This is a genomic window from Vibrio sonorensis, assembly GCF_001854765.1.
GTDB lineage: Bacteria > Pseudomonadota > Gammaproteobacteria > Enterobacterales > Vibrionaceae > Vibrio > Vibrio sonorensis.
Genome location: NZ_LJJE01000124.1, coordinates 105687 through 128655 on the forward strand (window position 1 = coordinate 105687; position 22969 = coordinate 128655).

Annotated in this window: 21 protein-coding genes and 1 pseudogene; 9 read left to right on the forward strand and 13 right to left on the reverse strand. The window is 42.7% G+C overall.

Annotated features, from left to right (window positions below; genetic code table 11):
• Nucleotides 1-19: 19 nt before the first annotated feature.
• The 6 genes and pseudogenes from BLO31_RS24735 (at nt 20) to BLO31_RS22255 (ending at nt 2945) form a co-directional block, all read left to right on the forward strand.
• Nucleotides 20-406: an MFS transporter gene (locus tag BLO31_RS24735; protein ID WP_245688557.1), complete on the forward strand. Its 387-nt coding sequence runs from the start codon at nt 20-22 to the stop codon at nt 404-406.
• Between the two features lie 187 nt (nt 407-593).
• The gene (locus tag BLO31_RS22235; RefSeq protein ID WP_070972102.1) at nt 594-1019 is read left to right on the forward strand and encodes a type IV pili methyl-accepting chemotaxis transducer N-terminal domain-containing protein; all 426 of its coding nucleotides are present in this window, start codon (nt 594-596) and stop codon (nt 1017-1019) included.
• Nucleotides 1020-1063: 44 nt separating this feature from the next.
• Nucleotides 1064-1621 carry a HAMP domain-containing protein gene (locus BLO31_RS22240; protein WP_070972105.1) on the forward strand — a complete coding sequence of 186 codons (558 nt, stop codon included), beginning with the start codon at nt 1064-1066 and terminating at the stop codon, nt 1619-1621.
• 47 nt (nt 1622-1668) lie between these two features.
• Nucleotides 1669-2241, forward strand: a pseudogene (locus tag BLO31_RS22245) (methyl-accepting chemotaxis protein); the annotation flags it as partial.
• Between the two features lie 154 nt (nt 2242-2395).
• The gene (locus BLO31_RS22250) at nt 2396-2638 is read left to right on the forward strand and encodes a type II toxin-antitoxin system Phd/YefM family antitoxin (protein WP_070972111.1); all 243 of its coding nucleotides are present in this window, start codon (nt 2396-2398) and stop codon (nt 2636-2638) included.
• Between the two features lie 7 nt (nt 2639-2645).
• Nucleotides 2646-2945 (forward strand): type II toxin-antitoxin system RelE/ParE family toxin, encoded by a 300-nt coding sequence (locus BLO31_RS22255; RefSeq protein WP_070972197.1) that lies wholly within the window; start codon nt 2646-2648, stop codon nt 2943-2945.
• 31 nt (nt 2946-2976) lie between these two features.
• Here the strand turns inward: BLO31_RS22255 and BLO31_RS22260 are convergent, their stop codons facing one another.
• The 9 genes from BLO31_RS22260 to BLO31_RS22300 all read right to left on the reverse strand — a co-directional run bounded on the left by BLO31_RS22260 (nt 2977) and on the right by BLO31_RS22300 (nt 13578).
• The gene (locus tag BLO31_RS22260; RefSeq protein WP_070972113.1) at nt 2977-3393 is read right to left on the reverse strand and encodes a GNAT family N-acetyltransferase; all 417 of its coding nucleotides are present in this window, start codon (nt 3391-3393) and stop codon (nt 2977-2979) included.
• Nucleotides 3394-3730: 337 nt separating this feature from the next.
• Entirely contained in the window at nt 3731-4300 is a 570-nt protein-coding gene (locus BLO31_RS22265; protein ID WP_175443277.1) for a methyl-accepting chemotaxis protein, read from the reverse strand.
• Nucleotides 4301-4341: 41 nt separating this feature from the next.
• Nucleotides 4342-5682, reverse strand: coding sequence for a methyl-accepting chemotaxis protein (locus BLO31_RS22270; protein ID WP_070972119.1), 1341 nt, complete (start codon nt 5680-5682; stop codon nt 4342-4344).
• A gap of 362 nt (nt 5683-6044) precedes the next feature.
• Complete coding sequence (locus BLO31_RS22275) at nt 6045-6509, reverse strand: GNAT family N-acetyltransferase (protein ID WP_245688558.1); 465 nt, start codon at nt 6507-6509, stop codon at nt 6045-6047.
• A 33-nt stretch (nt 6510-6542) separates the two neighbouring features.
• Nucleotides 6543-7151 (reverse strand): CPBP family intramembrane glutamic endopeptidase, encoded by a 609-nt coding sequence (locus tag BLO31_RS22280; protein WP_070972122.1) that lies wholly within the window; start codon nt 7149-7151, stop codon nt 6543-6545.
• Between the two features lie 166 nt (nt 7152-7317).
• The gene (locus BLO31_RS22285) at nt 7318-8583 is read right to left on the reverse strand and encodes a Rid family hydrolase (RefSeq protein WP_070972125.1); all 1266 of its coding nucleotides are present in this window, start codon (nt 8581-8583) and stop codon (nt 7318-7320) included.
• A 715-nt stretch (nt 8584-9298) separates the two neighbouring features.
• Nucleotides 9299-10462 (reverse strand): MFS transporter, encoded by a 1164-nt coding sequence (locus tag BLO31_RS22290; RefSeq protein WP_070972200.1) that lies wholly within the window; start codon nt 10460-10462, stop codon nt 9299-9301.
• Between the two features lie 88 nt (nt 10463-10550).
• Nucleotides 10551-11435, reverse strand: a complete 885-nt coding sequence (locus BLO31_RS22295) for an AraC family transcriptional regulator (RefSeq protein ID WP_070972128.1) — start codon at nt 11433-11435, stop codon at nt 10551-10553.
• Between the two features lie 58 nt (nt 11436-11493).
• A complete protein-coding gene (locus tag BLO31_RS22300; RefSeq protein ID WP_084659998.1) occupies nt 11494-13578 on the reverse strand; it encodes a TonB-dependent receptor in 2085 nt (694 codons plus the stop codon).
• 563 nt (nt 13579-14141) lie between these two features.
• Between BLO31_RS22300 and BLO31_RS22305 the strand changes: the two genes are divergently transcribed.
• Together BLO31_RS22305 and BLO31_RS22310 are read left to right on the forward strand one after the other, a co-directional pair.
• Nucleotides 14142-15275: an NAD(P)/FAD-dependent oxidoreductase gene (locus tag BLO31_RS22305; RefSeq protein WP_070972131.1), complete on the forward strand. Its 1134-nt coding sequence runs from the start codon at nt 14142-14144 to the stop codon at nt 15273-15275.
• Between the two features lie 28 nt (nt 15276-15303).
• Nucleotides 15304-16284 (forward strand): arsenic resistance protein, encoded by a 981-nt coding sequence (locus tag BLO31_RS22310; protein ID WP_070972135.1) that lies wholly within the window; start codon nt 15304-15306, stop codon nt 16282-16284.
• 84 nt (nt 16285-16368) lie between these two features.
• On the opposite strand, the gene BLO31_RS22315 is transcribed toward BLO31_RS22310, so the two are convergent.
• Together BLO31_RS22315 and BLO31_RS22320 are read right to left on the reverse strand one after the other, a co-directional pair.
• A complete protein-coding gene (locus tag BLO31_RS22315; RefSeq protein ID WP_070972138.1) occupies nt 16369-18306 on the reverse strand; it encodes a methyl-accepting chemotaxis protein in 1938 nt (645 codons plus the stop codon).
• A gap of 368 nt (nt 18307-18674) precedes the next feature.
• Nucleotides 18675-19556: a LysR family transcriptional regulator gene (locus BLO31_RS22320; protein WP_070972141.1), complete on the reverse strand. Its 882-nt coding sequence runs from the start codon at nt 19554-19556 to the stop codon at nt 18675-18677.
• Nucleotides 19557-19659: 103 nt separating this feature from the next.
• On the opposite strand from BLO31_RS22320, the gene BLO31_RS23360 reads away from it, so the two are divergent.
• The gene (locus tag BLO31_RS23360; RefSeq protein WP_084659999.1) at nt 19660-19878 is read left to right on the forward strand and encodes a DUF2798 domain-containing protein; all 219 of its coding nucleotides are present in this window, start codon (nt 19660-19662) and stop codon (nt 19876-19878) included.
• Nucleotides 19879-19962: 84 nt separating this feature from the next.
• Here the strand turns inward: BLO31_RS23360 and BLO31_RS23985 are convergent, their stop codons facing one another.
• Together BLO31_RS23985 and BLO31_RS22335 are read right to left on the reverse strand one after the other, a co-directional pair.
• Entirely contained in the window at nt 19963-21867 is a 1905-nt protein-coding gene (locus BLO31_RS23985; RefSeq protein ID WP_070972147.1) for a methyl-accepting chemotaxis protein, read from the reverse strand.
• A gap of 436 nt (nt 21868-22303) precedes the next feature.
• Complete coding sequence (locus BLO31_RS22335; protein WP_070972206.1) at nt 22304-22858, reverse strand: class I SAM-dependent methyltransferase; 555 nt, start codon at nt 22856-22858, stop codon at nt 22304-22306.
• Nucleotides 22859-22969 lie beyond the last annotated feature (111 nt).

Genomic DNA, 22969 nt, shown 5'->3' on the forward strand with positions numbered 1-22969 from the left:
TTTAAAATATATCGCGCCCATGCGTTTAATCATCCTCTTTTTGATGATAGAAGCGCTTGTATATATGGGCTTTTGGTTACTCTCCGATGGCGGTGAAAGCAGCGCGCTTGTTTTAAAGAGTCTTTATGTGTTCAACTCTTCTCTTGTCGCGGCGAAGTACGTTGCACTTTACACTCAAATGATGATTTGGGCTAAAGGCACTCAGTCCGGTGTTGATTTTTCTCTTTTCCAATCGATGGATATGATAGTTGCCATAGCCATGGCTGTTTTCAGTGGTTGGTTGGTATCCTTCAGTGGTTATTCCACACTATTTATCTGCGCTTCGTCCGTTACTATCGCTGCCGTGTTGATTCTATTCCTATGCCGAAATCAACAACAGGCTTGCAGCTCATTGATCGAAAGCTAACTCTCTCTCGATCAGGCACTGGCCTCATCGCTTTTTCCCTTTCAATAGGTTCGTGATCCACCTCAACTTTTACTTAGAAACTCCTTCAAACGAGAATTGGGGGGAGTTTCTATTTCTTCGCTTTTACAATCTCTGTCTATTCTTAATATGCACTAAGAATAATAAAGTGGGCAATAAGGATAGTCAGATGGCAAATTCAGTTTTAAACAAGCTCAAAGTGAGCCAAAAGCTCCTCGCGATATTTGTCGTGGTTTTAACCACTATGGTATTGGTTGGAGTAGACGTTATATCTACGCTAAACAAGAATAAGCAAGACGGTACGGTGATCAATGTCGCTGGCCGACAACGAATGCTGACCAAGAAGTTTGCCAGCGAAGTCATGTTATACGTCTATGAAAAACAGAAATCTGAACATGCTCCATTAGACTATGACAAGACCGTAAAGCTCTACGAAGTTTCACTGCAAGCGTTAAAGTCCGGCGGTCAAACTTTCTCTGATCTCGGTATGAGTAACGCAATTACTCTTATAGAAAGCGGTGCTACAGAATTCAAAAGCCAGTTGCAAACGTCGAGTCATTATGGAGTGCGCAAAAATCCCTCGCCTACGCCCTGATCAACCAACAAGTCGCGCCAAGCAAAGCACAAATCGATGAGTTTATGCTCGCCAACCACAAAACACTGGCAGCGATGCACAAAGCTGTGCTGACGTACAACAAGTATTCCGACCAAAACATAGAAACGCTCAAAACGGATGTTATCGTTATTTCCTCTGTTGGAATCATTATCATGTTCGTTCTTTCCACGTTAATTGGCAGTAGCATTGTCAATCCGCTAAATATATTAGTGCAGGTGAGTAAAGAAACCAGCGACGGCGACCTTGAAGAAAAACCCTATATCGATGAAATGGTCAATCGAACCGAAATAGGGTGCTTGGCGAAAAACATTCAGATGATGCGCCATGCCCTTTCATCGGTGATTAAAGGATTAAAAGTCAGTGCAGAGAAAATTACCGGACTGTCCGGCCGAGTCGAATCTTTAGCGACCGAAGTAAATAAAAGTTACCAATCTGAGCAACAGAAATACCAACAAATCACCGACCTTTCCGAAGGCATGGTCGATTCATTTCAGGTGGTTTCCTCCGTTGTATCTAGCACTTTAGAATCCGCACAAGCCAGTAAGAAAGAGGCGGAGCTCAGCTTGAATCCGTCCATATGAATCTTTCTGCTATAGAACTTGCTGCCTCTGAATCTCAAACCGTGTCGGAAAACATTTCTGAGTTAAGTTCAGTTGCCGAGCAGGTTTACAGTATTATCGATGTTATCCAAAGCATCGCTGAGCAAACTAATTTACTCGCGTTAAACGCAGCTATTGAGGCCGCCCGAGCTGGCGAACAAGGTCGCGGTTTTGCGGTTGTAGCAGATGAGGTTCGCGTTTTAGCAAGTAAAACCAACGAGTCTACTGGAGAGATCAGTACTCTATTAAACAGCTTAACAGAGCGCGTAAAGGTTTCTGTGGAATCTGTTGAACGCTTGCAAAACGAAGTAGAAAGCAGCAAAAAATCCAGCGAGCAAACCGTAGCCACCATTAATGGTATATCCGAATCCGTTTCTCGAACGGTTGCGCTGCAAGGTGATATCGCCCACCAAATCGATAATCAGTCACGAAATATACATGAGTTACGAGAAGCGCAAGAGTGCTTGTCCCAACTGCTTGAAAATACCAGCCAGAAGATTATTAGCAGCTCTCAGATCGCCGTTGATATGAGTGACATGGCAAAAGGCATCACCGCAACTTTAGACGAGTTCACACTAAGTAAAAAGCACTCAACTCGCTAATGTGAGTCGTTGGTACTGTCGCAGATAGAGGCTTTGACAGACATAATTGCTTGTATGAAGCAAACTTGAATCCAATATAAATCGCACGATTTAATTAAATTGAACATTTTGTGTGATTTACTATACTTTAACTGTTATTCGACTGGGAACTACTATGAACACATTAACAGCCAATGATGCCAAACGAAACTTTGGCGAGTTACTTTTGCGCGCGCAGCGAGAGCCGGTGAAGATCAGTAAAAACAGTAAAGACGCGGTGGTTGTCATGTCTATCCAAGACTTTGAAGAACTAGAAGCTATGAAGGTTGAGTACCTCAAACACTGCTTCAAATCGGCGCAGGAAGACATAGACAATGATGCTACGGTCGAAGGCAAGAGATTTATTGATTCATTGTGATTAGATGATGAGCAAAAACAAATATTTATTGAGCACATTGGCTCAGTCTCATTTGCGCAAGATTAGAAACTATACTGTTGATAACTTTTCACAATCTCAATGGCGTGCCTATAAAGACACGCTTACATCTGGACTTCAAATGTTAGCTGATAATCCAGATTTAGGAAAAAGCTGCCATGCCATTTACCCAAATGGCTTTTATTTCCCAATTGGTAAACACACCGTTTTCTTTACAAAAAACAAAAAGCATATTTTGATTGTAGCGGTATTGGGACAATCACAACTTCCCCAAAAACACTTAAGCTAATCAACTGGCTTAAGTGCTTCCATAAATTCCGCTAGATATTGCCACAGTTCGAAGAATTAAAAGAGAACATGCGTACTTCGTCGCGAGGAAACCATCCTAGTTTTTCATAGAAAGCTTGCGCATTGATGTTTTCATTAGCAACAAACAGATGAGTCTTCGCAATACCTATCTCTGATAAGGCTTCCACTGCCGCTGAAATTAGTTTGGCGCCGAGACCCTTGCCGCGATAGTTAGGGTTAACCGCCAAATGCTGTACATAGCCACGACGCCCATCGGTGCCAACTAATATAGCGCCAACAATATTTTCACCATCAAGAGAGACAAAACTAAGATTCGGATTTCGCTTTAGATACTTTTCTATAATTTCTCTAGAGTCTGCATCTCGTAGTAACATTGCCTCCGTTTCAGACCACAACTCAATCACTTGGGAATAATCTGAGATATCCATTTCTCTTATCACCGCATACTCCTTCAAAATGCTCACGATGTATTAGCTTTGATATTTTCATTTGATTGGAATAGGTAAACAGGCTCGCTCCATTTGTGAACAATACCCCTTGGTTCCAAGTAATGCTTACCTACTGAAAAAACGCCAGTTTTCAATATCTCTGAATTTGGTTTAAATAGCAACAAAACGGTGAGCCAAGTAGCATTTGATGCCAAGAAACTAAAATACGTAACGCCAAGGTTCGGCGCCAATATGAATGATTGAGTCGAGCAATTTCCAATAAAAAAGGGGCGCTTTCGCGCCCCATGCTCCCCCCACGAAGCATATTCTTGAAAAGTTAAGCCACTTTGAACTTAGCCACTAAACCGTTTAACTCTTCTGCTAAGCTGGCAATTTCTGCACTAGAGCTTCTCGTTTGCTCTGACGCTGCGGCGTTTTCTTCTGCAATGCATTTGACGTTAACCACGCTTTGATTAATGTCCTCGGCGACCGTGCTCTGTTCTTCTGAAGCATTAGCAATCTGTAAGTTCATATCGTTGATCACGGTGATGGATTGGGTAATCGATCGAAGCGCTTCATTGGCATCATTCGCGAGCAGCATACATTCCTGCGCTTGAACCTTACCTTCTTCCATAGAATCCACTGTAGTTTGAGTACCGCTTTGCAACTGTTCGATTAAGGTTTGTATTTCTGACGTTGACCCCTGCGTTCTTGCTGCCAGAGAGCGTACCTCATCGGCGACGACTGCAAAGCCTCTGCCCTGCTCTCCCGCCCTCGCCGCTTCAATCGCCGCATTCAATGCCAGCAAGTTTGTTTGCTCTGCAATACCTCGAATAACATCTAATATAGAACTGATATTGGTTACTTCTTGCTGCACTTCGTTTAGCTTTTCAGACGAGTGGTTCACTCTATCTGACAGCATACTGATAGAGTTAATCGTCTTATCGACTACCTGGCACCACTGATGGCCGTATTATCCGCTTGGTTAGCCGCATCTGACGCGTTTGCGGCATTGTCGGCCACGTCGTGAACGGTTGTCGCCATTTCGTTCATTGCCGTGGCGATCATCTCGGTTTCCGTCTCTTGGCGATTGATTCCCTCGGATTGCTGCTCTGTAACCACGGCAAGTTCTTCCGAAGCCGAAGCCAGTTCCTGACTGGCAGATGAAATCGTCGAAATCATCTGCTTCAAGTTGCTTGCGGTATTTTGCACTGCCCGCAACAGGCTACCAGTTTCGTCTTTTGCCGTAGAGCCTACATTGACTGTTAGGTCACCTTCTGACAAGCGATTTGCCGCTTCCACAGCTCGTTTTATTGGTCGAGTAATAGCGATAGTGAGTAGATAAGCCGCAATGATGCCAATAGCTAACGCCGCTACGGATAAGAACACAGAGGTTTTTACGCTGTTGGTCGTTTTAGCCTTCAATACTGGCCCCAGAGAGTCTTGGTCACGCATTACGGAAAGCTTTACCTCTTCCACTTGCTGTGCAACCTGCGGACCGATCACGTCCAACGTGTTTTCAATGATATCGTTTCTTACCAAAATAAGGTTGTGAATGTCATTCATCGCTTGAACATAATTGTCATGAGCTTTGACAAACTCACCTAATAAAGCTCTGCGATTTGGGTTTTGAAGATTGATATCGAGCTGGTCAATTTCAGTTTGCAACGCTCGTTGCATGTTTTCGATGGCTACGTCAAAGTCGATTTCGCTATTCGATTGCAAAAACTTCACAACGTAGAGTCGACCGACCAGCATTTTTTCCATTACATTGGCAGCGTAATAAGTAGCGTCGGCATCACCGTCGACAAAAGCGGAGTTCATAATTTGATAGATTAGCTCACGCATCTTTTCGCCATTGGGTACCAGTTGCGTTTGATCCACCGCATTGCGCTCTGCAATCAAGTTGACGACCTTATCAAAAGCTTGCTCGTACTGAAGGATCGATTGGTCGACTTGAGCAACCAATTGTGCCCGTTCCGGTTTTTGAATCTCCCGCTTCGACTCTTCCAAGAAGTTGTTCATTTTGTCTAGATACTCTTGGTACTGCTGAATATCTTTATCACTTTTGGTAATGAGGTAATCCTTGACGTTCATGCGAACCATGAGCATATTCGCTTGCAGTCGCCCCGCTAAGTTGGTGTCTCGCGCTAGTTCCCGATACTCTACAATACCGTCATCAGCGGTTTGCAAAGCCATTACACTGACCCCTAAAACGACCGACAGCAGTGTTAACACCACGCCGAACCCTATCCCAACCTTAAAGCCTAATTTTAAGTTCTTAAACATAGCCAACCTACCGTTTATTTTATTTATGAAACTGGTTGCAACTATTCAAATATAGCAAAGGCCCATGACCTCAAGGTGACTCAGATCACAATAAGAAATCGGATGAATACAGGTAATTGCACCCCTACAAGAGGAAAAGCACATAAATTTCCACCTTATCAGTAGGTTAAATTCGATCACATATAAATGGCTTGATGATAATAACTCTCAACAATGAGACGTTATTTCACTCAATATCGGTGAGATTGGAGTACATGTCATGGGTATATTGGGAAGTGATAAAAGGTAGTTCTAGATATAGAGCCTATTAGATAGGCCCAATGGTATTTATCGACCGCTAAAATTAAAATACAAAAAGTGCATCACCAAATCCACATCCAGTCGCTGACATTTTTCGATGTCGCTATCTGCACATTGCTAATCGCCTTTTGCCAAAAATTTAAAGCGCCATGGTTTTCAAGGAGGACACGCACCTGCCATTTTCCGCGAAAGCGGTTTAAAACTTGATGTAATACCTCAGTACCTATGCCTTGTCGCTTAAACTTCCTCAGTATAAAGAATTGCGCAATATCATATCTTTCTCGATCATTTGGGTACTTTCGCACCAAAACGAAACCGGCAAGTTGCTCATTGCAGTAAATGAAAAATGGAAAGTGATCATCTCGCTGCCAGTAGACATCGAAGTTACAGTTGTCATAAGGGTAGCACCCATCACCATTTGGGCCCCAACCCATATATTCGGACATATCGTAAATGTAAAAGGGAAATAAGTTTTCTAAGATATGTCGCTGGTGTTCACCAATAGGTTGGAGGCTAACGTTCATCATTAAGGTATGTTCTCTCAATACGAAACAGGCGGATTAAGCTATCACCCACAAATTATGCAGTGAATGCAGCACGACAACGATCCATAAATTGCGACTATGGCGGTAAACCATGCCAAATACCACTCCTAACATCAACACGTAAGGAGCAACAATTGGGATAGGAGCATCAGTTCTTAACCAGATAGGCAAATGAATCGCAGCAAACAGCAAAGATTGGATTAGGTTAGCTTTCCAAAAAGGTTTCGACTCCTGTAGCTTTTTAAGTAGATAGCCTCGGAAGACAGTTTCCTCGGTAATACCCGCCAACAAGACAGCGTTAACAAAACCATCAAAAGTAATACTAGGTTTTTCTTGATAGTCAGGCCTTAATCCAATCGCAACCAACGTGACTAGAACGAAACCCGCTATCCACATTAAGTTTGATGAGGAAGGACGCGTTAATCCCAAGTACGGTGCCAGCTTTTCATTCTCGCCAGAAGATATCAAGAGTAATACAGGCAACACCCACACTAACACCTTTAGAACTGGGTTAAGCGTTGGGTAGGTTGGTATCAGGATAAATTCAGCTATTGTCCAAATCGCAAATAAGCCTAAATAATAGAGATACGGATTTAGCTTGCTAGCTCGCAGTGCGGCGTTCAAATTAACACTCATTAATATATGGAATGGAGAGTATAATAATCACTTAGCTTGCTAACAGCGTTGATCAAAATCATTTAATATCGCGTCTGAATTCCATATGCAAAGAAAAAGAAAAGAGAGGACGCTAGGCTCCTCTCCTTTAATTAAAGTTACGTGGTTTAACAAATTATAACTGCGGAGGTGTACCTTCTCCATTAGACATAACCGCATCAATCTGTATATCTGCTCCCATAGGAATATCAAATACACCAATTACGCTTCTTGCCGGTAGTTCTTTATCAAAATATTTTACATATATTTCATTAACTACATTTATATCTTCGATATTTCTTAGTTGAATATTAACCTTTACAATATCGTCCATAACGTGGTCAATACTCTCCACAACGGATTTAATATTATCTAGACACTGAATAGTTTGTGCCGAAATACCGCCTTCAACAATTTTATCTTCTGTAGGTAATATCGGTAATTGGCCAGCAATATGATTATAGTGAGAGAACGCCACCGTCTGCGTATGTAATACACTCTTAGGCGCCTTGTCGGTGTTTCTCGCACGAATAACAATACCATGACGATCTTCAACTTCTTGAGGGGGCGTGCCATCACCATGAGACACCACAACTTCCATCTGTACTAGTGCACCCATAGGAAGCTCGGAAACAGAAGTCACAGTGCGGGCCGGCATATAACCTACTGCTCTAGCAATCGATGAGTCGGGGAAAAAGGTGGTGTATACCTCGTTAACAGCAGCAAGGTTTGCCAGATCCGTTAAGTGGACATTAACCTTCACGATATCATCAAATGGTACGTCAATGCTTTCTAGTACCGCTTTTACATTGTGAAGACATTGTGCCGCTTGCTCTTTGATTCCACCAGCTGCGAGTTCCCCTGTCATTGGGTCAACAGGTAACTGAGCGGTCAAATTATTGTAGTGTGAAAATGCAACGGTTTGAGTTGATGAAGCGCTTAGCGGTGCGTTTTCAGTGTTGCGTACAAGCTTGACTAAATCACATGGTTCTTGGCACGGGGTTCCTTCACCGTTCGAGATTAGAGCATCGATTTGCACCAATGCATCACTGAGTGGTAACGCATCAACAGCAACCACTGATCGCGTTGGAACATACTCATTAAAAAATTCAGGATAAACGCTATCCACTGCATCAATATCCGCGACGCTCTTTAAATGAATGTTAAGTTTGACGACATCACTCATCACATGGTCAATACTCTCTACTATCGATTTGATGTTGGTTAAACATTGTCTAACTTGGTCTTCGACCGTGCCAGTTACAACACCGCCAGTCGTTGGACTTACAGGTAGTTGGGCTGAGATATTGTTGTAGTGAGAAAATGCCACGGTTTGAGTAGAAAATTGGCTTAGTGGAGCATTTTCTGTATTTCTGGAAACTTTAATAATTCCGCCACTCATAATAGTATTTATCCTTATATTTAGAATATATATTAAAACATACTCATATTTCACGTCTGATTTCAGCAAGAGAAAAGATAGTAGTTTAAACTTCTACATTTTGAATGTGACGAAATTCAAAACCTATATTCACTATATAGTCATATACTACGCATAGTTAATCATCTAATAGTTATTTATTCACGCTAAACTAATAAATTGTTTGCTTTTAATGTTTGTAACTAAAGAATGTTTCAAAAATAGTGAATATTTCTTATTAACATTATTAATACAAGTTAGATTTTACTTTTAACGGTGGGATTATATTCACAGAATTGCTTTGGCTGGAGTGTCCATAAAATCAGAAAATCACTCTATTTATGACTAAAATTCCTCACTCTCTCACTCATGTCCGACTCTTGTTAACGAACTGTATAAGATTTTGCCCTTATCAAAGATGGTTCGCTGCCAAGAGTGTCGGCATAAACACGCTTTTTGTGGCCTTTCCTTTTAGCTACGTCAACGCTGCCTTGCATCCCACGATAGTGGCTCGCTTTCGTTCCAGTTTGATTGCCGCTGCCAACCATTGATTTTGGTTAACGCTCAGTCGGTTTCGCAAAGGCCGCAAAGAAGAAAGAGTTTGGAAGAAAAAATTGGTTAGAACAAACTCCCGCAAGGAAACTTCATTGTACTCTTTAGTGATAGATAAAAGGCAGTCTATGGCTGCCTTTGTTAACTAGTTCACTTGTTTGCATCGGTAGACGAACCACAACGCGATAATTGAAATGGGAATCGCCAGTAATGATGCCGAAGCGTAACTGGTGACACTTGCTAGGCCAATGGCAATCATTCCTATCAGTGTGTGGCTTAATGTTTGGCTGGCTTGGTAACCTGCGATGTCCACTGCTGGCTGTGTACCCGTTCGCGCAAAGCCCATAACGAGTGTATAAGCCGCAACGGTATTCATGCCAATGCTCAATCCCGTAAGAATTGTCATCGTCCATACTGCCCAAGGTTCTAGATAGCCGTGAGAACAGATGACATACCAGCCTACTCCGCTAAGGATTAAAACCATCAGGCCAAGAGTTTGAGCTCGCCAGACACTGCTGGCTTGAATTAAAGGAGTAACAATAATACATCCCGCAATCACCATTAAATTGTGGCCCAAACCTGATATAAAACCTATCTGTGTCATCGACCATCCAGAATCGACGAGGATCAATTTAATAAGGCCAAACAGTCCTGCGCCGCCCATGGTGGTAAAAAGCGCTAGGCCGAGCATGTGTAGAGAATAAGGTCTGGAAAAAACTTTGCGGATTTTGCCGGGGTTAACTAAGTCTTCGCGGTTGGGCTCTGGCTCTCGCCAAAAAACAACAGGGAGCACACACAAGATCTGTAATACCCCAATTGCCATAAAGGTATTGAAGTGACCAAGATACTCTTCACCAATTAGAACACCAGAACTACCCACTATCATCCCAGCCATAAAAAATGCGACTTGAACTGAGTTCGCTTGCCCTAGTTTTGAGCCTTTCGCCCGTTCGGCGGTTAATCCGTCGGTCGCAATATCTTGTGTGGAACTGAACAATGCCAGTAGTGAGATGATTGAAAGAACGATAACGGCCGAGTGGGCATTTAGCTCAATGCTTGCAATTAAGAATAAGCATATCGCACTGAGTATTTGCAGTGGAATAATCCAACTTCTTCTTCTTCCTACACGTACGGACCAATAGTTATCTATCAAGGGTGCCCAAAACACTTTTAACACCCATGGCAATGCTGCAATAGGTGTGAGTGCTATTAAGTCCAAGCTCAGTCCTTCGTGTCGTAGCAAGGTGGGAAATGCCTGAAATGCCAATCCTAAAGGTATGCCCTGAACCAAATATAAGCACGCCAACATTATGTATAACTGTGATATACCTTGGCGGGGTTGAGTTAAGGTTTGTGTATTCAATTGTATGTTCCTTTTACGCCCGCTTTTAGCGGCGTTACTTGTCTAGCAAGCGTTTCATTTCGCTGGGGAGTAATCCGTGCTGCTTTTTAAATGCGCTACTGAAATGGCTCACGTTGCTGTAACCCAAGGAGACGGCCGTTTCTGTTACCCCTTGCTTTTGCAACAACACCTTTGCTTCATCCATTCGATGCTTTAAGAAAAACGCATACAAGCTTTCTCCAAACACTTGTTTAAACCCAAATTTCAGCTTAATTGGATTGAGCCCCGTCTGATTGGCGATCTCTTTTATCGTCGGTGCTTTGGTAAGGTCTGCGAGTAACAGATCACGGGCGTGATGAAGCTGTCGATAGGTGCGCTCAGGCAAAGCATATTGATCAGGTGGTATACACGCGTCTAACTGAACCGCAATCAAGTTGAGCGTCGCGCCATAGATTTTGATTTGCGAAAGTTTAGGCTGCATTAGCTGACGGACAAGTTCGTTCACGGCTTGGCGATTCTCGTAAGTAAAGCCTATTGGCTGCCATGTTCCCTCGCCTGAAAGGCTTTCCATCACCGATTGGTAATCATTACCGATAAGCGACTTTAATCGACTTAGGCTAACTCTGATCTCGACGTAACGGGTGTCGGGCGTCACCGTGAGTTCAAAACCATTAGTGGGAACATGTGTCACCAACATCCCACCACTCGTTAATGATACCCGTCTGTCCCCCGTTGCCACATCAACATTGCCGGAGATTAGGCAAGAGAACTGCACGTCAGAGTGATCGCTGTTGCCATGCATAGTGATGGATTTTCGAATATTAAAATCAATAACGAGTACCGAGAGTCCATCGTCAAGGGTGATTTGCGAAACGTTCGCCTCTTTGTTCTCACCCAACTGAACGGTTTTGGTTTGCAGAGTGGTTAAGTCAGTTGCCAAAGCGTTGTCCTTACAGCAGTAGGTGCTACCCGTAGGTAGCACCTGTTAACGGTTGTGATCACCACTTCAGACTGGTTGTAAGGCCAAAGGTAACTGGCTCGCCTGAGCGCCCGTACCAATTGTTACTCATCGCAAACGCACGTGTAATGTACTCTTCATCAAGTACATTCTTCGCCCACAACGTCACATCTACGTTGTCTGATGTGTAACCGGTGCGAAGGTTGAGTACCCCGTAGTCATCCTGCTCTTGCGTATTGGCGACATCAAAGTACATTTTTCCTAACACGTTGTAGTCTGCGTAGAAGAAGTAGTTTTCCCAGAAATTCAGATCGAAACCAACCGAGTAATCATATCGAGGCGCACTGGCTGGGCGCTTACCAGACATGTCCGCTGTACCCGTTAGGTTACCGCTTGGGTCAAATGTTCGACTAGTATAATCGGTAAAGTGTGCATCGTTGTAGCCTCCTGATGCAAACAATCTAAACTCTGGGGTAACAAACCATGAAAGTTCGGCTTCAATACCACGGCTAACCGTGCTTCCCGCATTTTCAGTGAAGGATTCAGGATAGATCTGCTGTTCTACTTGTTGGTTGTCCCAATCAATCCAGAACAACGCGGTATTAAATTTCAATCGATTGTCTAACCAATCGCTTTTCATACCGACTTCGTAGTTTAGGGTAAACTCTGATTCAAATTCCGTTGGATACCCCGGTGGCGTTAACATGTTAAATCCACCGCTCTTGTAGCCGCGAGCGATAGAGCCGTAGAACATGAGATCATCGTTTGGATAGTAGTTAACTCCCACTTTTGGCAGAAGCTCTGTTTGATCAACGTCTTGCGAACCGCTTACGCTTGGATTTAGCGCTGACCACTGGTTGTTAAAGGTAAAGTCAGATTCTTCGTAATCGATGCGAAGACCCGCCATCAGCTCCCATTCAGGAGTAATAGAGTAAAATACATTGCCAAACAACGCGATGTTGCGCGTATCCGTTTCGGACACCTTATGGTTGGTCAAAGGGAACATACCCATCGGCGTTGGTACCTGCATGTCCATTTTTATATCATTGCTGGCTCTTTCGTCGAAATAGTACAGACCCGCTAACCAACGCAAATCATCTTCGGTATTTGAGCTAAAGCGAAACTCTTGTGTAAAGCGCTCATGTTCCACATCCATATACAATACTGCGACCGGATAAGCAGAAAAATCGCTATCCAAATCGTCTTCTTTGTCTTCTTCGGTATAGGCGGTGATAGACTCAAAATTGATGCTTTCACCTTCGTAAACGGCCTTAATAGAGCCAGAATAAACATCAGCGTCTACACGACCTTCAAAATCTGAATACACTTTGTGGCTATCGCGTTCAATCTGTTGTAGCGAAGCAAAAGAGGTGTCTCCATTATCCCTGTGGTGCGCTTCGAATGTCGTAATCACATGCCAATCACTATCTAGTGGCATCCAACCCAACTTTATTCTGCCATTGAATTCATCAATATCATCGATATCTTCTTTGCCATCACTTGCGCGTGTCCAATACCCGTCACCATGACGATATTGCAATGCCGCTCGGTAAGCCCACGTTTCGCTATCTCCAATCGCTCCACCAGAAATAAAGCCCGCTTTGCTCTCGTTATAGTTGCCCATTCCCGCAATGAGTTTGCCTTCGCGTTCAAAGCTTGGGTCTTTGGTTACAACGCTAATTACACCTGATGAGGCATTACGGCCATATAGTGTACCTTGAGGTCCACGAAGAATTTCTACGCGGTCAGCATCCAATAGCTCCATGTCAAACATGTGGTAAGGCACCCCATCGACAAGAAAGAGTACAGTTTGGCTACCTTCCATCGTTGGTGTAATACCACGCATTGACATAAAACCGGCATCGGAAGGATTACCCGCTTTGATCATAGTAACGTTTGGTGCGCTATTGATTACATCGTATGTGTTTTCAGCACCCGAACGTTCCAACTGCTCATCGGTGATAATAGTTGTACTAATTGGTGTTTTTTGTTCTTCTTCCGAGAACTTTTGTGCAGTAACAACTGTTGGTTCGTGGTAGAAGACAGCAGTTTCACTCGCGTATGAGTAGCTACAACTCAGGAAACTTGCGACAGCTATAGCAATGCAAGACTTCTTAGCATTCATGCTTAATCCTTTAACAAGCGCATATCGTTGAAATTTGAATAGACTTTTGGACAACCTCGATGTCTAGTGCTCGAAAAAGATCACTACCAGCTGCCTTATTTAAAGTTCAGCGGCGCTTTACTATCACTGGCCTTAAGGCTGCTTTTGATCACAGGTATCCGGTACACGCGGCATGTTGCTACCCCTATAGGTTTTAACGCAAATAATTCTCAATATCACCAGTCAAAAATAAAAGCAGGGTAGAAGTTTTACAATTTAGCCTGTGGCGAAAAGAGGTTATAGATCGATACGGGGAGTAAATGTCCGATACGGGTTATTGGCTATATTTCAACAGTTTAACCGTATCAAATCGGTTAAAATGGGGCAGATTTCTTTCAAACACGGTACGTTTTAGTCACTGACGAAAATTTGCCAAAAAGCCGACTTCACTGCAAAGCCGCTTAACTGCCACTCAAGCAAAAAAAATTAACCCATAACCAACCCAAATGATATTAGTTCTCATTTATAGTGATAGAAAGAAATTGTTATGTTATAACATTGCGAAATTATTATGGTAAACCGCAATGACAAACAGTATTCAAACAAAAGTAACGATTATTGGCGCAGGGCCATCAGGGTTGGGTTGCGCCGCCCTGTTAAAAAAAATGGGTATTCAAGAGAAGGACATGATCATTCTCGACAAGAATGAGGTTGGCAGCAGTTTCGAGGCTTGGCCAAAACAGATGAAAATGATCACACCATCGTTTCCAAGTAACGGTTATCACCAAACCGACCTCAACGCGATTACTCCAGATTCTTCTCCCGCTTTTAGCCTTGGAAGTGAACACCCAAGCGGCGCGCAGTACGCCTCATACCTCAGAAACATCGCTAAGCTATACGAGCTTAACGTTCGTGAGAATACAGTCGTCACTGAAATTAAACCAACGCCAAGCAACACCTTTTATGTTCACACCGATAACCAGACAAAAATTCACACCCAGTTTGTGATTTGGGCTGGCGGTGAATACTTCTTCCCAAACAAAAATTCATTTACTGGCAGTGAACTCTGTATCCACAACAGCGACGTTTACTCTTGGGATGAGTTTGAACAAGATGAATACACGGTGATAGGGTGTTACGAGAGTGGTGTCGACGCGGCTTATCACCTTGCTAAGCGTGGTAAAAAAGTCACTATCTTAGACGAAGGAAACCCTGACCAAGGGAGTACTTATGACCCCAGTCGCGTGCTCAGCCCATTTACGGCCAGTCGTTTAGCATCGTTAAGTGATTTAGGCTTAGTCACCTTAGAGACAGGTTTTAAGGTCGATAGCATCTCTTCAACTCAGGATGGTTATGAGCTGATTTCCGATTCTGGCAACAAGCATCATAGCCCCACTACACCAATTAACTGCACTGGTTTCATAACCCATCTGGGCCCTGCTCAAGAGTTATTCGACACGGGAGAGGAAGGCTTTCCTGTTTTGAACATGTTCGATGAATCGACTAAATATCGAAATATCTTCTTATCAGGTCCCAAACTCAAACACGGCGACATACTCTTGTGTTTTATCTACAAGTTCCGCGGTCGATTTGCCCGACCATGTAGCATCATAGGTGCTGAGTTAGAACTCGACACTTCCGTATTACAAGAATACCAACAGGCGGGAATGCTATTAGACGACTTAACTTGCTGCGAAGAACAAGAGTGCATTTGTTAGTCGCCACGCTCAACTAAAGAGGACAACAATGAAAAATTTGGATTTTTCACATTTATCAAAGATATCTAACCACTCTACGCTGATTATTTTAGTGGCGATAGTGATAGGTTCGACGCTTGGCTTCACTCAGCCTCAAATTGGGGAGGTCGCCGGTGAACTGGTCGACCCTACGATTCTTGTTTTGGTGTTTTTATTGCTGTTTGAAGTACCGATTAAAGGGATTTTTAAAGGATTTACCAACCTAAAGTTTCTCAGCATCGCATGGGTTACCAACTTTGTTGTGATCCCTTTGATTGGCGTTGCTGTCGCTTCGCTGTTTCTCTCTGGCCAAGCGCTCTTCTATACCGGTCTTGTGATTTACTTTATGGCGCCCTGCACCGACTGGTATTTAGGTTTTATCAGAGTCGCTAAAGGCAATGTGGAACTCGGTGCTGCCCTTCTTCCTGTTAATATGATCACCCAACTGATTTTGTTCCCCGTTTATCTTTTAATGTTTGATACTTTTGTATCCTACAAAATCGATCTGATGATGCTCATTGACTGGTTTATTCAACCACTAGCAGCAGCGGTTGTATTGCGCATAGTTACGCGTCGCTTTATGAGTACTCTACTGGAGCTAAGCCGTATTGCTATTCCTTTGACGTTAGGATTTCTAGTCGCCAATATCTTTGCCGCCAACATTGGTGTTTTGGCGTCTCACCTATCGATTCTTCCCTTGCTGTTTGGTGCGATCTTTGCCTTCTTTATCATTACCTTAGTACTAAGTGAATTGGTATCGAAAGCGTTTAATCTGCCCTATGGCGACCACTGTGTTCTCAGCTTCACTACGGCTGCGCGAAATGCCCCGCTAATGCTTGGCTTAACAACCGTGGCCATACCTGATCAGCCTTTGATTTACGCCACTATTACCATTGGTATGTTGTTCGAGTTCCCACACCTTACCGCCATCAAAGCGATCCTACTTAAAAGGCTTTCCGGAACGACTCAGCAAAGCTTAGCAAACAGCTAATACTTGTCCGAGCTAGGCAGATAACAACAAAAAGCCACCGTTATAACGGTGGCTTTATCATGGTATATACAGCTTAATTGGTAGTTAAACCCCTTTAAACATATCCACTCTCGTTCTGAGATTGCGCATTTCTCTGCCTATCGCTCCTGTTGAGGCTTGGCTTTGCTCAAACAGTCTTGATGTCTGTTCACTTTGCGCGCTTAACGTCTCTAAATGCACTCGTATATCATTAACTGACTGGTTTTGAGTTGCCGCGCTTTCAGAGATATTCTCATTAATCTCAAACAGCGTTTGCATAAAGCTGTCCAGCTCTTTAATGCGGTTTGCCACCTGATTTTGATTGTCTAGCGTTTCAATACTCTTATCACACGACTCGACAATTTGTTCGGTTACTTCTACCGAAGCACCGCGCAATTGCGTGATGATATTTTGGATCTCATCCGTGGATTGATTGGTTCGTTGTGCAAGTAACCTCACTTCATCGGCAACCACTGCGAATCCTCTGCCTTGCTCTCCTGCTCGTGCGGCTTCGATAGCGGCATTAAGGGCGAGCAAGTTAGTTTGCTCCGAGATACTGCTGATAATTTCCAAGCCCGAGACAATGTTTTCAATATGACCATTGAGTTGATCTAAGCTCGCTCTGCTAGACTGCATTCCCTGCTCTAGGTCTCGCAAGTAGGTAAGCGAACTTTGTAACTCCTGATCCGCGCTCTTCAGCTCATCATTACCTCGGTGTGACAACTCACTCGCATTGGCGGTAAGATCTGACATCTGATTAGACTGCTCGGTGATATCTGCGGAAGCAGAATAAATTTGCTCTACCGATTGGCGCTCTTGTTCAGAAGCCGAGGCTAACTCAGTTGCTTGCTGATTAAGGTCTTGTATCGCGTTGTCCGTCACTTTAGCCGCTTCGTTTACGGTAGTGAGCGAATCTTTTAATGAGCTCAATAAATGTGCAACAGAGCTGGCTAGAGAACCAATTTCTGCTTTGTCTTTTGTCTGAACCTGCACGCGAAGATCGAGGTTATCAGCAACACTCTTTACATCGTCGCTAATGGAAAGGATTGGTTTGGTTAGCAGTCCAACAGCAAAGTGAAGAACCACAAGTGAACCGAGTATAAACAGGCTAATAAACAGCACTGAACTCGCCAATGCCTGATAAACAGGTGCGGTAATCTGTTTTTCTGGTACTTCAACCACTAAGAATCGGTCAAGGGTCGGTACCCAAATCGCACCCAAGTAGTAAGTTTGGCCATTGATTACTTTTTCCGCGACGCTGTAGTCGGTCTTACTGCTCAATAAATCTTTGATATGGCTGGTTTCGAATGACTCTAGATGTTGTGCATCTCCTTTGGCCTGTATCTCCCCTTGCTCAGTGACTAGCAGTGCATGGCCCTGCTCGCCTATTTTGAGTTTTTCTACCATCTCAATGATGCGATTGACGTTCACACCGATCCCCGCGACAGCAATAGGCTTTTGCGTAACTGGATTGATTGCATCAGAGCGGTAGTTGATAAACATCATGAAGACTTCGCCAAAATCTTCTAAAGCGAGTTCAAAATCTTGGTCTTTGGCTAGGAAGCTAGGGTAAAAGTCCTTAAAGGGATAATCAGAAAGCATGACGCGTGAGAAGCCTTCACTAGAAAACTGAATGTATTCCGTTCCTCGGGCGGTTTCTAGTACGGTGAAAGTGGTATCGACCGATACCAAGTCACGCACTTTCGCTAACGAATCTCCAACTAAATGTGCCTGAGTTTCTGGAGCACCGTCGCGTACCCACTGTTCGATAAACTTGTTGTTGGTCATTAGCTGAGATGCAGACACCATGGGTAAGATTTCGGCACTGACTTCATAAGACAGCTTTTTTAGCTCATCAGGAAGTCTTTGCTCTTTCAGTTGCGTGAGTTCTTGCTCTAGGGATGTCATTGCCTGACGTCCAAGAGTGAATACACTGCAAAGAATCAATAGAAAAGCCAAAACGAAGAAAATACGGTTCCGAATCGAAAAAGCATGCCAATTCATGAATCATCCTTATTATAAATTACATAGCCAACGTCATGCATAATTACTTAAAAAGCCTTGCCAGTGAACCAACTTAGGAACTAGCTGGGAAGTTTTAATAACTTGTAATCTAGAAATGTGATTGATTCATAACATTGCTGTAATTCAATGTTACAGTTACATTTACAAAAGAGAGGTATTTACATTTAGAAACAATCTGAAAATTCAGTGTTTTACGAGCTAACTCTCGGTTTACAAGGCTTTAATTCCGCCGAAAAAAACGCCCCAAACCCAATTTAATTTATGATAATGTCCGCTAAAAACTTACTGTTTAACTTTCTAACAACAAAATGGCGTGCCAGTAACCCCTGTTAGCAACCAACAGTCCATTACTCAAAACTTAGGTGACTTTTGAGATAGTCCACTAACTTGGCAGCTCTTGTGCTAAGCAGTTGCCTTCGATGCCAGATGATGTAAACATCGCGATCTTTTCCCTGCCAATTAGGTAAAACTCTCTGCAACTCACCCGTCTTAAGTTCATCACACACTTCGGTAATGGGAAGCAAAGATATCCCTAAGCCTTTCATAGTTAACTGCTTGGAAACCAATAAATCATTCAGTTTTATTCGTTTATTATTCGGCATATAGGTCGTATGGGATGGCACTTCATTTTGATAGAGATCCCAAACGGTTAGCGGTTCAGTCACTATAGTACTGTGTTTATCCAGATCTTGCGGAACCACTAGGCTACCAACCGAAACTAAGTAACTGGGGCTTGCAACTAGCACCGTTTGGATCGTGCCGATTTTCACCTGCGTTAAGTCCGAGTCCTCTTGTTTGCCTACTCGAATAGCGATATCCGCATTGGAGGAGTAAAAATTGGCCATCGCGTTACTAAGCTCTAGCTCTAATTCAATGTTCGCATTGTCTTTTAAGTAGTTTGACAATGGGTCTTTGACGATACTGGAAAACAAGTTAGTAGGTGCTAACAGCTTAATGTGTCCCTTGTTTCCTGAAACGTCATCTCGAAGTTCTTTTACAGCGGAATCTAAGGCACTTACGTGGTAGTTAACCTTGTCATACAGCTTGCGACCTTCTCTGGTCATTTCGAACGTATGGCTGTTTCTATTGAGAAGTTTACACGATAGATCTGCTTCCAACGTTTTAATACGTCTTCCTATAGTGGAGGATGGGATATCGTTTCTCTTACTGGCGGCTTTAAAGCTACCGGCTTCCACCACATCAACAAACAAAGCAAGATTATCGTACATATAAAACTCATATTTGGGTTTTTAACACTCAAATTAAGATATAGAAATCACCAATGGGTTTCACTATATTTTTCTTACTCAGATACCACTACCGGGATGTAACATGAAACAACGTATTTTGTTCACCGTCATTATGTCTTTCTTCTTATCGTTTTTTATGACGTTATGGGTGACTTTTATCAACTTAGGCTTCACCCCAGACTTTTTGCAATCTTGGGGACGGGCGTTTATGTTGGCTTGGCCTGCTGCGGCTTTTGTCTCTTTCTTTACCTCTCCGCTTGCACAAAGAATTACGACCAAGGTCATACCTGTAAAATCCTAAACCTCTGATGAGGCTTAGGATTGATTCGGGTCAAGACATATATGCCCTGCCCTCACTCGTTATCGAGACCGAACACTCTGCAAGCTAGAGTTTAAACAGGGCGACAATATCGTCTAACTTTTGGTTGTTGATTGTGATTTCATTAGCGGAAACTAAACTGCCCTTCGCGTTTTCATTCAGTTCGTGAACAATTGAACTGATGTTGTTCATATTGCTACTCAAGTCCAAAGTGACTGAACTTTGCTCCTGTGATGAAGTCGCGATTTGGGTACTTAAGTCATTGATCGATGAGACCGACATAATCATCTGTTCTAGCTCATTAGTAACATTCGATGTGGAACGTTCTGTTTCCTCACAATGCGTCATCGTGATGCCAATGGATTCCACTAAAGAGCGATTACCTAAGGTCAATCTTTCGAGAGCGACAGAAATTTCGCCAGTGCTATCTTTCGTTCTCTTCGCTAAGTTCCTCACCTCATCAGCTACGACAGCAAATCCTCGCCCTTGCTCCCCAGCGCGAGCAGCTTCAATAGCTGCATTTAGGGCAAGTAAGTTCGTCTGCTCGGCAATATCAGTAATGACTGAGAGTATTGAGGTGATGTTTTCACTCTCTTTTGACATGACATCAACGTTATCGACCGTCTCTTGCACTCTTAGTTTTAACTCATTAATTGAAGATCTTGCCTCATCAACCGCTCCTTGAGAGCGTTTACCAGCCATATGAGCTTCATGAATACGTTCAGCTGTTTGCTCAGCATCGCTGGACATAGAATTGGCGGTTAGACTCATCTCTTCTATCGCGGTCACCACTTGTTCGGTTTCTAGAACATGATGTTCCAGTTTGTTTGAACTTTCGGCACTCTTACTATTCATAGTGTTTGCGCATTCAGTCAAGGTTCGGCTTGCTCGTCGAATATCGGAAACGATACGGTGCAAGTGTGAAATGAACTCATTAACACCATGACAAATCTGGCCTAAATCATCATTACTGGTTACTGGAAGTCGCTGAGTCAGATCACCATTACCCTGAGACAAACCCAAAATCATATGTTTAATTGCAGTAATTGGGCGATAAAGCATTTGCAAAAGAGCAAAAGCAAAGATAGAACTTAAAGCGGCAGCTAAAGCGGTACTTAGGAGAGCTTGGTTGCGTACTTCTTCTAATGGTTGAAGCTGCGTGTTGCTATCAAGCGAGGTAATGTAATACCAGTTCTTGCTGCCCAAGGTGATTTCGTGGCTAAAGAACATTTGGTCTTGATGGCTTACTGTCAATCTCTCGTGATAAGAGGGCTTTCCAAAGGCGGAACTCACCAGCTGAGAATAGTCAGTGTCGCCGATGTGTCCACCAACTTTTAGAAGTGGAGAAGAAGACGCGAGTATCACGCCGTTATTGTCCACCACAAACGCATTGGAACCTTCTTTTTGAGATTGCTCGGAAATTAACGTGCTGAGGAAGCTCAGTTCCATATCTACCGAGATCATACCGCTTAGGGTCTTGCGCACGATGCTAATCCACATAATCTCACTTTCTTCACCCAAATAAGGGGCGGTAACATCGGCGACATCGCTTTCACGGCCAAACTGATACCAAGAACGACTAGTCACATCGTCGATTAACTTGTGATTTGGCCATTTTTTTGCCGTTTGATTCCAGTATGCGTCACCATTAGTAAACGCGACTACTGAGCTATTAAGGTTCATTGATGCAGCTATTTGATGTGTAAGTTCAATGAGTTCTTGTTCACTACCCTGAATATCTGAGCTCTCATAACGTTGACCAAGTTTATTTAAGCCCTGGATTTTTTCCACTAAGCGACTTTCTATCAATTTGGCTTGAGTGAATGTGTCTTTTTCCCCATCTTCTCTAATATGAGAATGTAAGAGATCCCTTTGCTTTATATAAGAATAATAACTAGATAACGAAACAGAAATAGTAACAAGCAATGCAAAAGAAATAAGTAGTGATTTTTTAAAATCAAGTTTTTTCATTATTTTTTCCGATGAATATTTATAAATAAACAAACACACTTAGAACAGTGTTTTTAAACGATAACCCTTACACCAAACGGTTTACCACCCAGAAAAACAAGACAAAAATCACACTAAATAGGGCAAGAACGGCTATTTTTACAGATCTTCATCCCGATAAGCTAAAACTTGTTAATAATAGTGACAGTTTGTTTTTATATCATTAATTAATTATTTATAAACATGGAAATTAGAATAAATACGTAAATACCAAATGAAAAATATACATTCACTTTTATTGACTTAATATTTACAAAATCAAAAAAATAAAATGCAAATTTAGGAATAATTTTATAGAAAAGGAAGGAAAACATCGTAAATATTTTAGAAATTAGGTGTGAAAAAAGAGCGAAAAATACATAATTACTTCGCTCATAATTGTTAAAAATTAACTATATTATTGTTGGTGACTCATTATTAGAATGAAGTGTTCTGGGCAACCATCTTCATCAAATATTTCGACCATAAAACCAGCATTCTCCCATTCAGAAATAGCTTTATCAGAGGGAACTTGCCCTCTATTACCCTTTATGTCGATCACGACGAAGCGTGTTGTGGGGCTGGTTTGACTTTTAAGATTAGATAGAAAGCGCATTCGATCTTCAATAAACCGGTAGGTGTTAGCGATAAACACCAATTTGGTATCAGCAGGTATGTGTGGATTGTCGGGTTCGGATTGTATCACCTGCACATTTTCAAAAGAGGTGGAAAAGCGCTGCTTCATGTAAGACACCATGTTAGGCTCGGCGTCGATACTGTAAACCTTACCCTGAGTGACGCGTTCGGCAAACAGACGTGAAAAGTAACCCGTACCCGCACCAACGTCAGCAATTATGTCGTCCTTTCTAATTGCAAGGCTAGAAAGGATATATTCCGTACCCTGCCATTGTGAACGATTTGGCCCATCAAAAATTTCTTTTAGTTTTTCTGGTTCAGAAAAGCTAATCCCCATGCTACCACCCTTAATCCTATTCAATGCTTGATCTATTAACATAGTGGACAAGGGTGAAGATAGCACTTGACGATCATCAATCACGTCATTCATAAGTATCAATTCAACAAA

Excerpts from the sequence above, each read along its gene's own strand:
- BLO31_RS24735 (WP_245688557.1), top strand. The coding sequence starts at position 20 with ATGCGTTTAATCATCCTCTTTTTGATGATAGAAGCGCTTGTATATATG.
- BLO31_RS22235 (WP_070972102.1), top strand. The coding sequence starts at position 594 with ATGGCAAATTCAGTTTTAAACAAGCTCAAAGTGAGCCAAAAGCTCCTC.
- BLO31_RS22240 (WP_070972105.1), top strand. The coding sequence starts at position 1,064 with ATGCTCGCCAACCACAAAACACTGGCAGCGATGCACAAAGCTGTGCTG.
- BLO31_RS22250 (WP_070972111.1), top strand. The coding sequence starts at position 2,396 with ATGAACACATTAACAGCCAATGATGCCAAACGAAACTTTGGCGAGTTA.
- BLO31_RS22255 (WP_070972197.1), top strand. The coding sequence starts at position 2,646 with ATGAGCAAAAACAAATATTTATTGAGCACATTGGCTCAGTCTCATTTG.
- BLO31_RS22260 (WP_070972113.1), bottom strand. The coding sequence starts at position 3,393 with ATGGATATCTCAGATTATTCCCAAGTGATTGAGTTGTGGTCTGAAACG.
- BLO31_RS22270 (WP_070972119.1), bottom strand. The coding sequence starts at position 5,682 with ATGTTTAAGAACTTAAAATTAGGCTTTAAGGTTGGGATAGGGTTCGGC.
- BLO31_RS22275 (WP_245688558.1), bottom strand. The coding sequence starts at position 6,509 with ATGATGAACGTTAGCCTCCAACCTATTGGTGAACACCAGCGACATATC.
- BLO31_RS22285 (WP_070972125.1), bottom strand. The coding sequence starts at position 8,583 with ATGAGTGGCGGAATTATTAAAGTTTCCAGAAATACAGAAAATGCTCCA.
- BLO31_RS22290 (WP_070972200.1), bottom strand. The coding sequence starts at position 10,462 with ATGTTGGCGTGCTTATATTTGGTTCAGGGCATACCTTTAGGATTGGCA.
- BLO31_RS22300 (WP_084659998.1), bottom strand. The coding sequence starts at position 13,578 with ATGAATGCTAAGAAGTCTTGCATTGCTATAGCTGTCGCAAGTTTCCTG.
- BLO31_RS22305 (WP_070972131.1), top strand. The coding sequence starts at position 14,142 with ATGACAAACAGTATTCAAACAAAAGTAACGATTATTGGCGCAGGGCCA.
- BLO31_RS22310 (WP_070972135.1), top strand. The coding sequence starts at position 15,304 with ATGAAAAATTTGGATTTTTCACATTTATCAAAGATATCTAACCACTCT.
- BLO31_RS22315 (WP_070972138.1), bottom strand. The coding sequence starts at position 18,306 with ATGAATTGGCATGCTTTTTCGATTCGGAACCGTATTTTCTTCGTTTTG.
- BLO31_RS22320 (WP_070972141.1), bottom strand. The coding sequence starts at position 19,556 with ATGTACGATAATCTTGCTTTGTTTGTTGATGTGGTGGAAGCCGGTAGC.
- BLO31_RS23360 (WP_084659999.1), top strand. The coding sequence starts at position 19,660 with ATGAAACAACGTATTTTGTTCACCGTCATTATGTCTTTCTTCTTATCG.
- BLO31_RS23985 (WP_070972147.1), bottom strand. The coding sequence starts at position 21,867 with ATGAAAAAACTTGATTTTAAAAAATCACTACTTATTTCTTTTGCATTG.
- BLO31_RS22335 (WP_070972206.1), bottom strand. The coding sequence starts at position 22,858 with ATGGGGATTAGCTTTTCTGAACCAGAAAAACTAAAAGAAATTTTTGAT.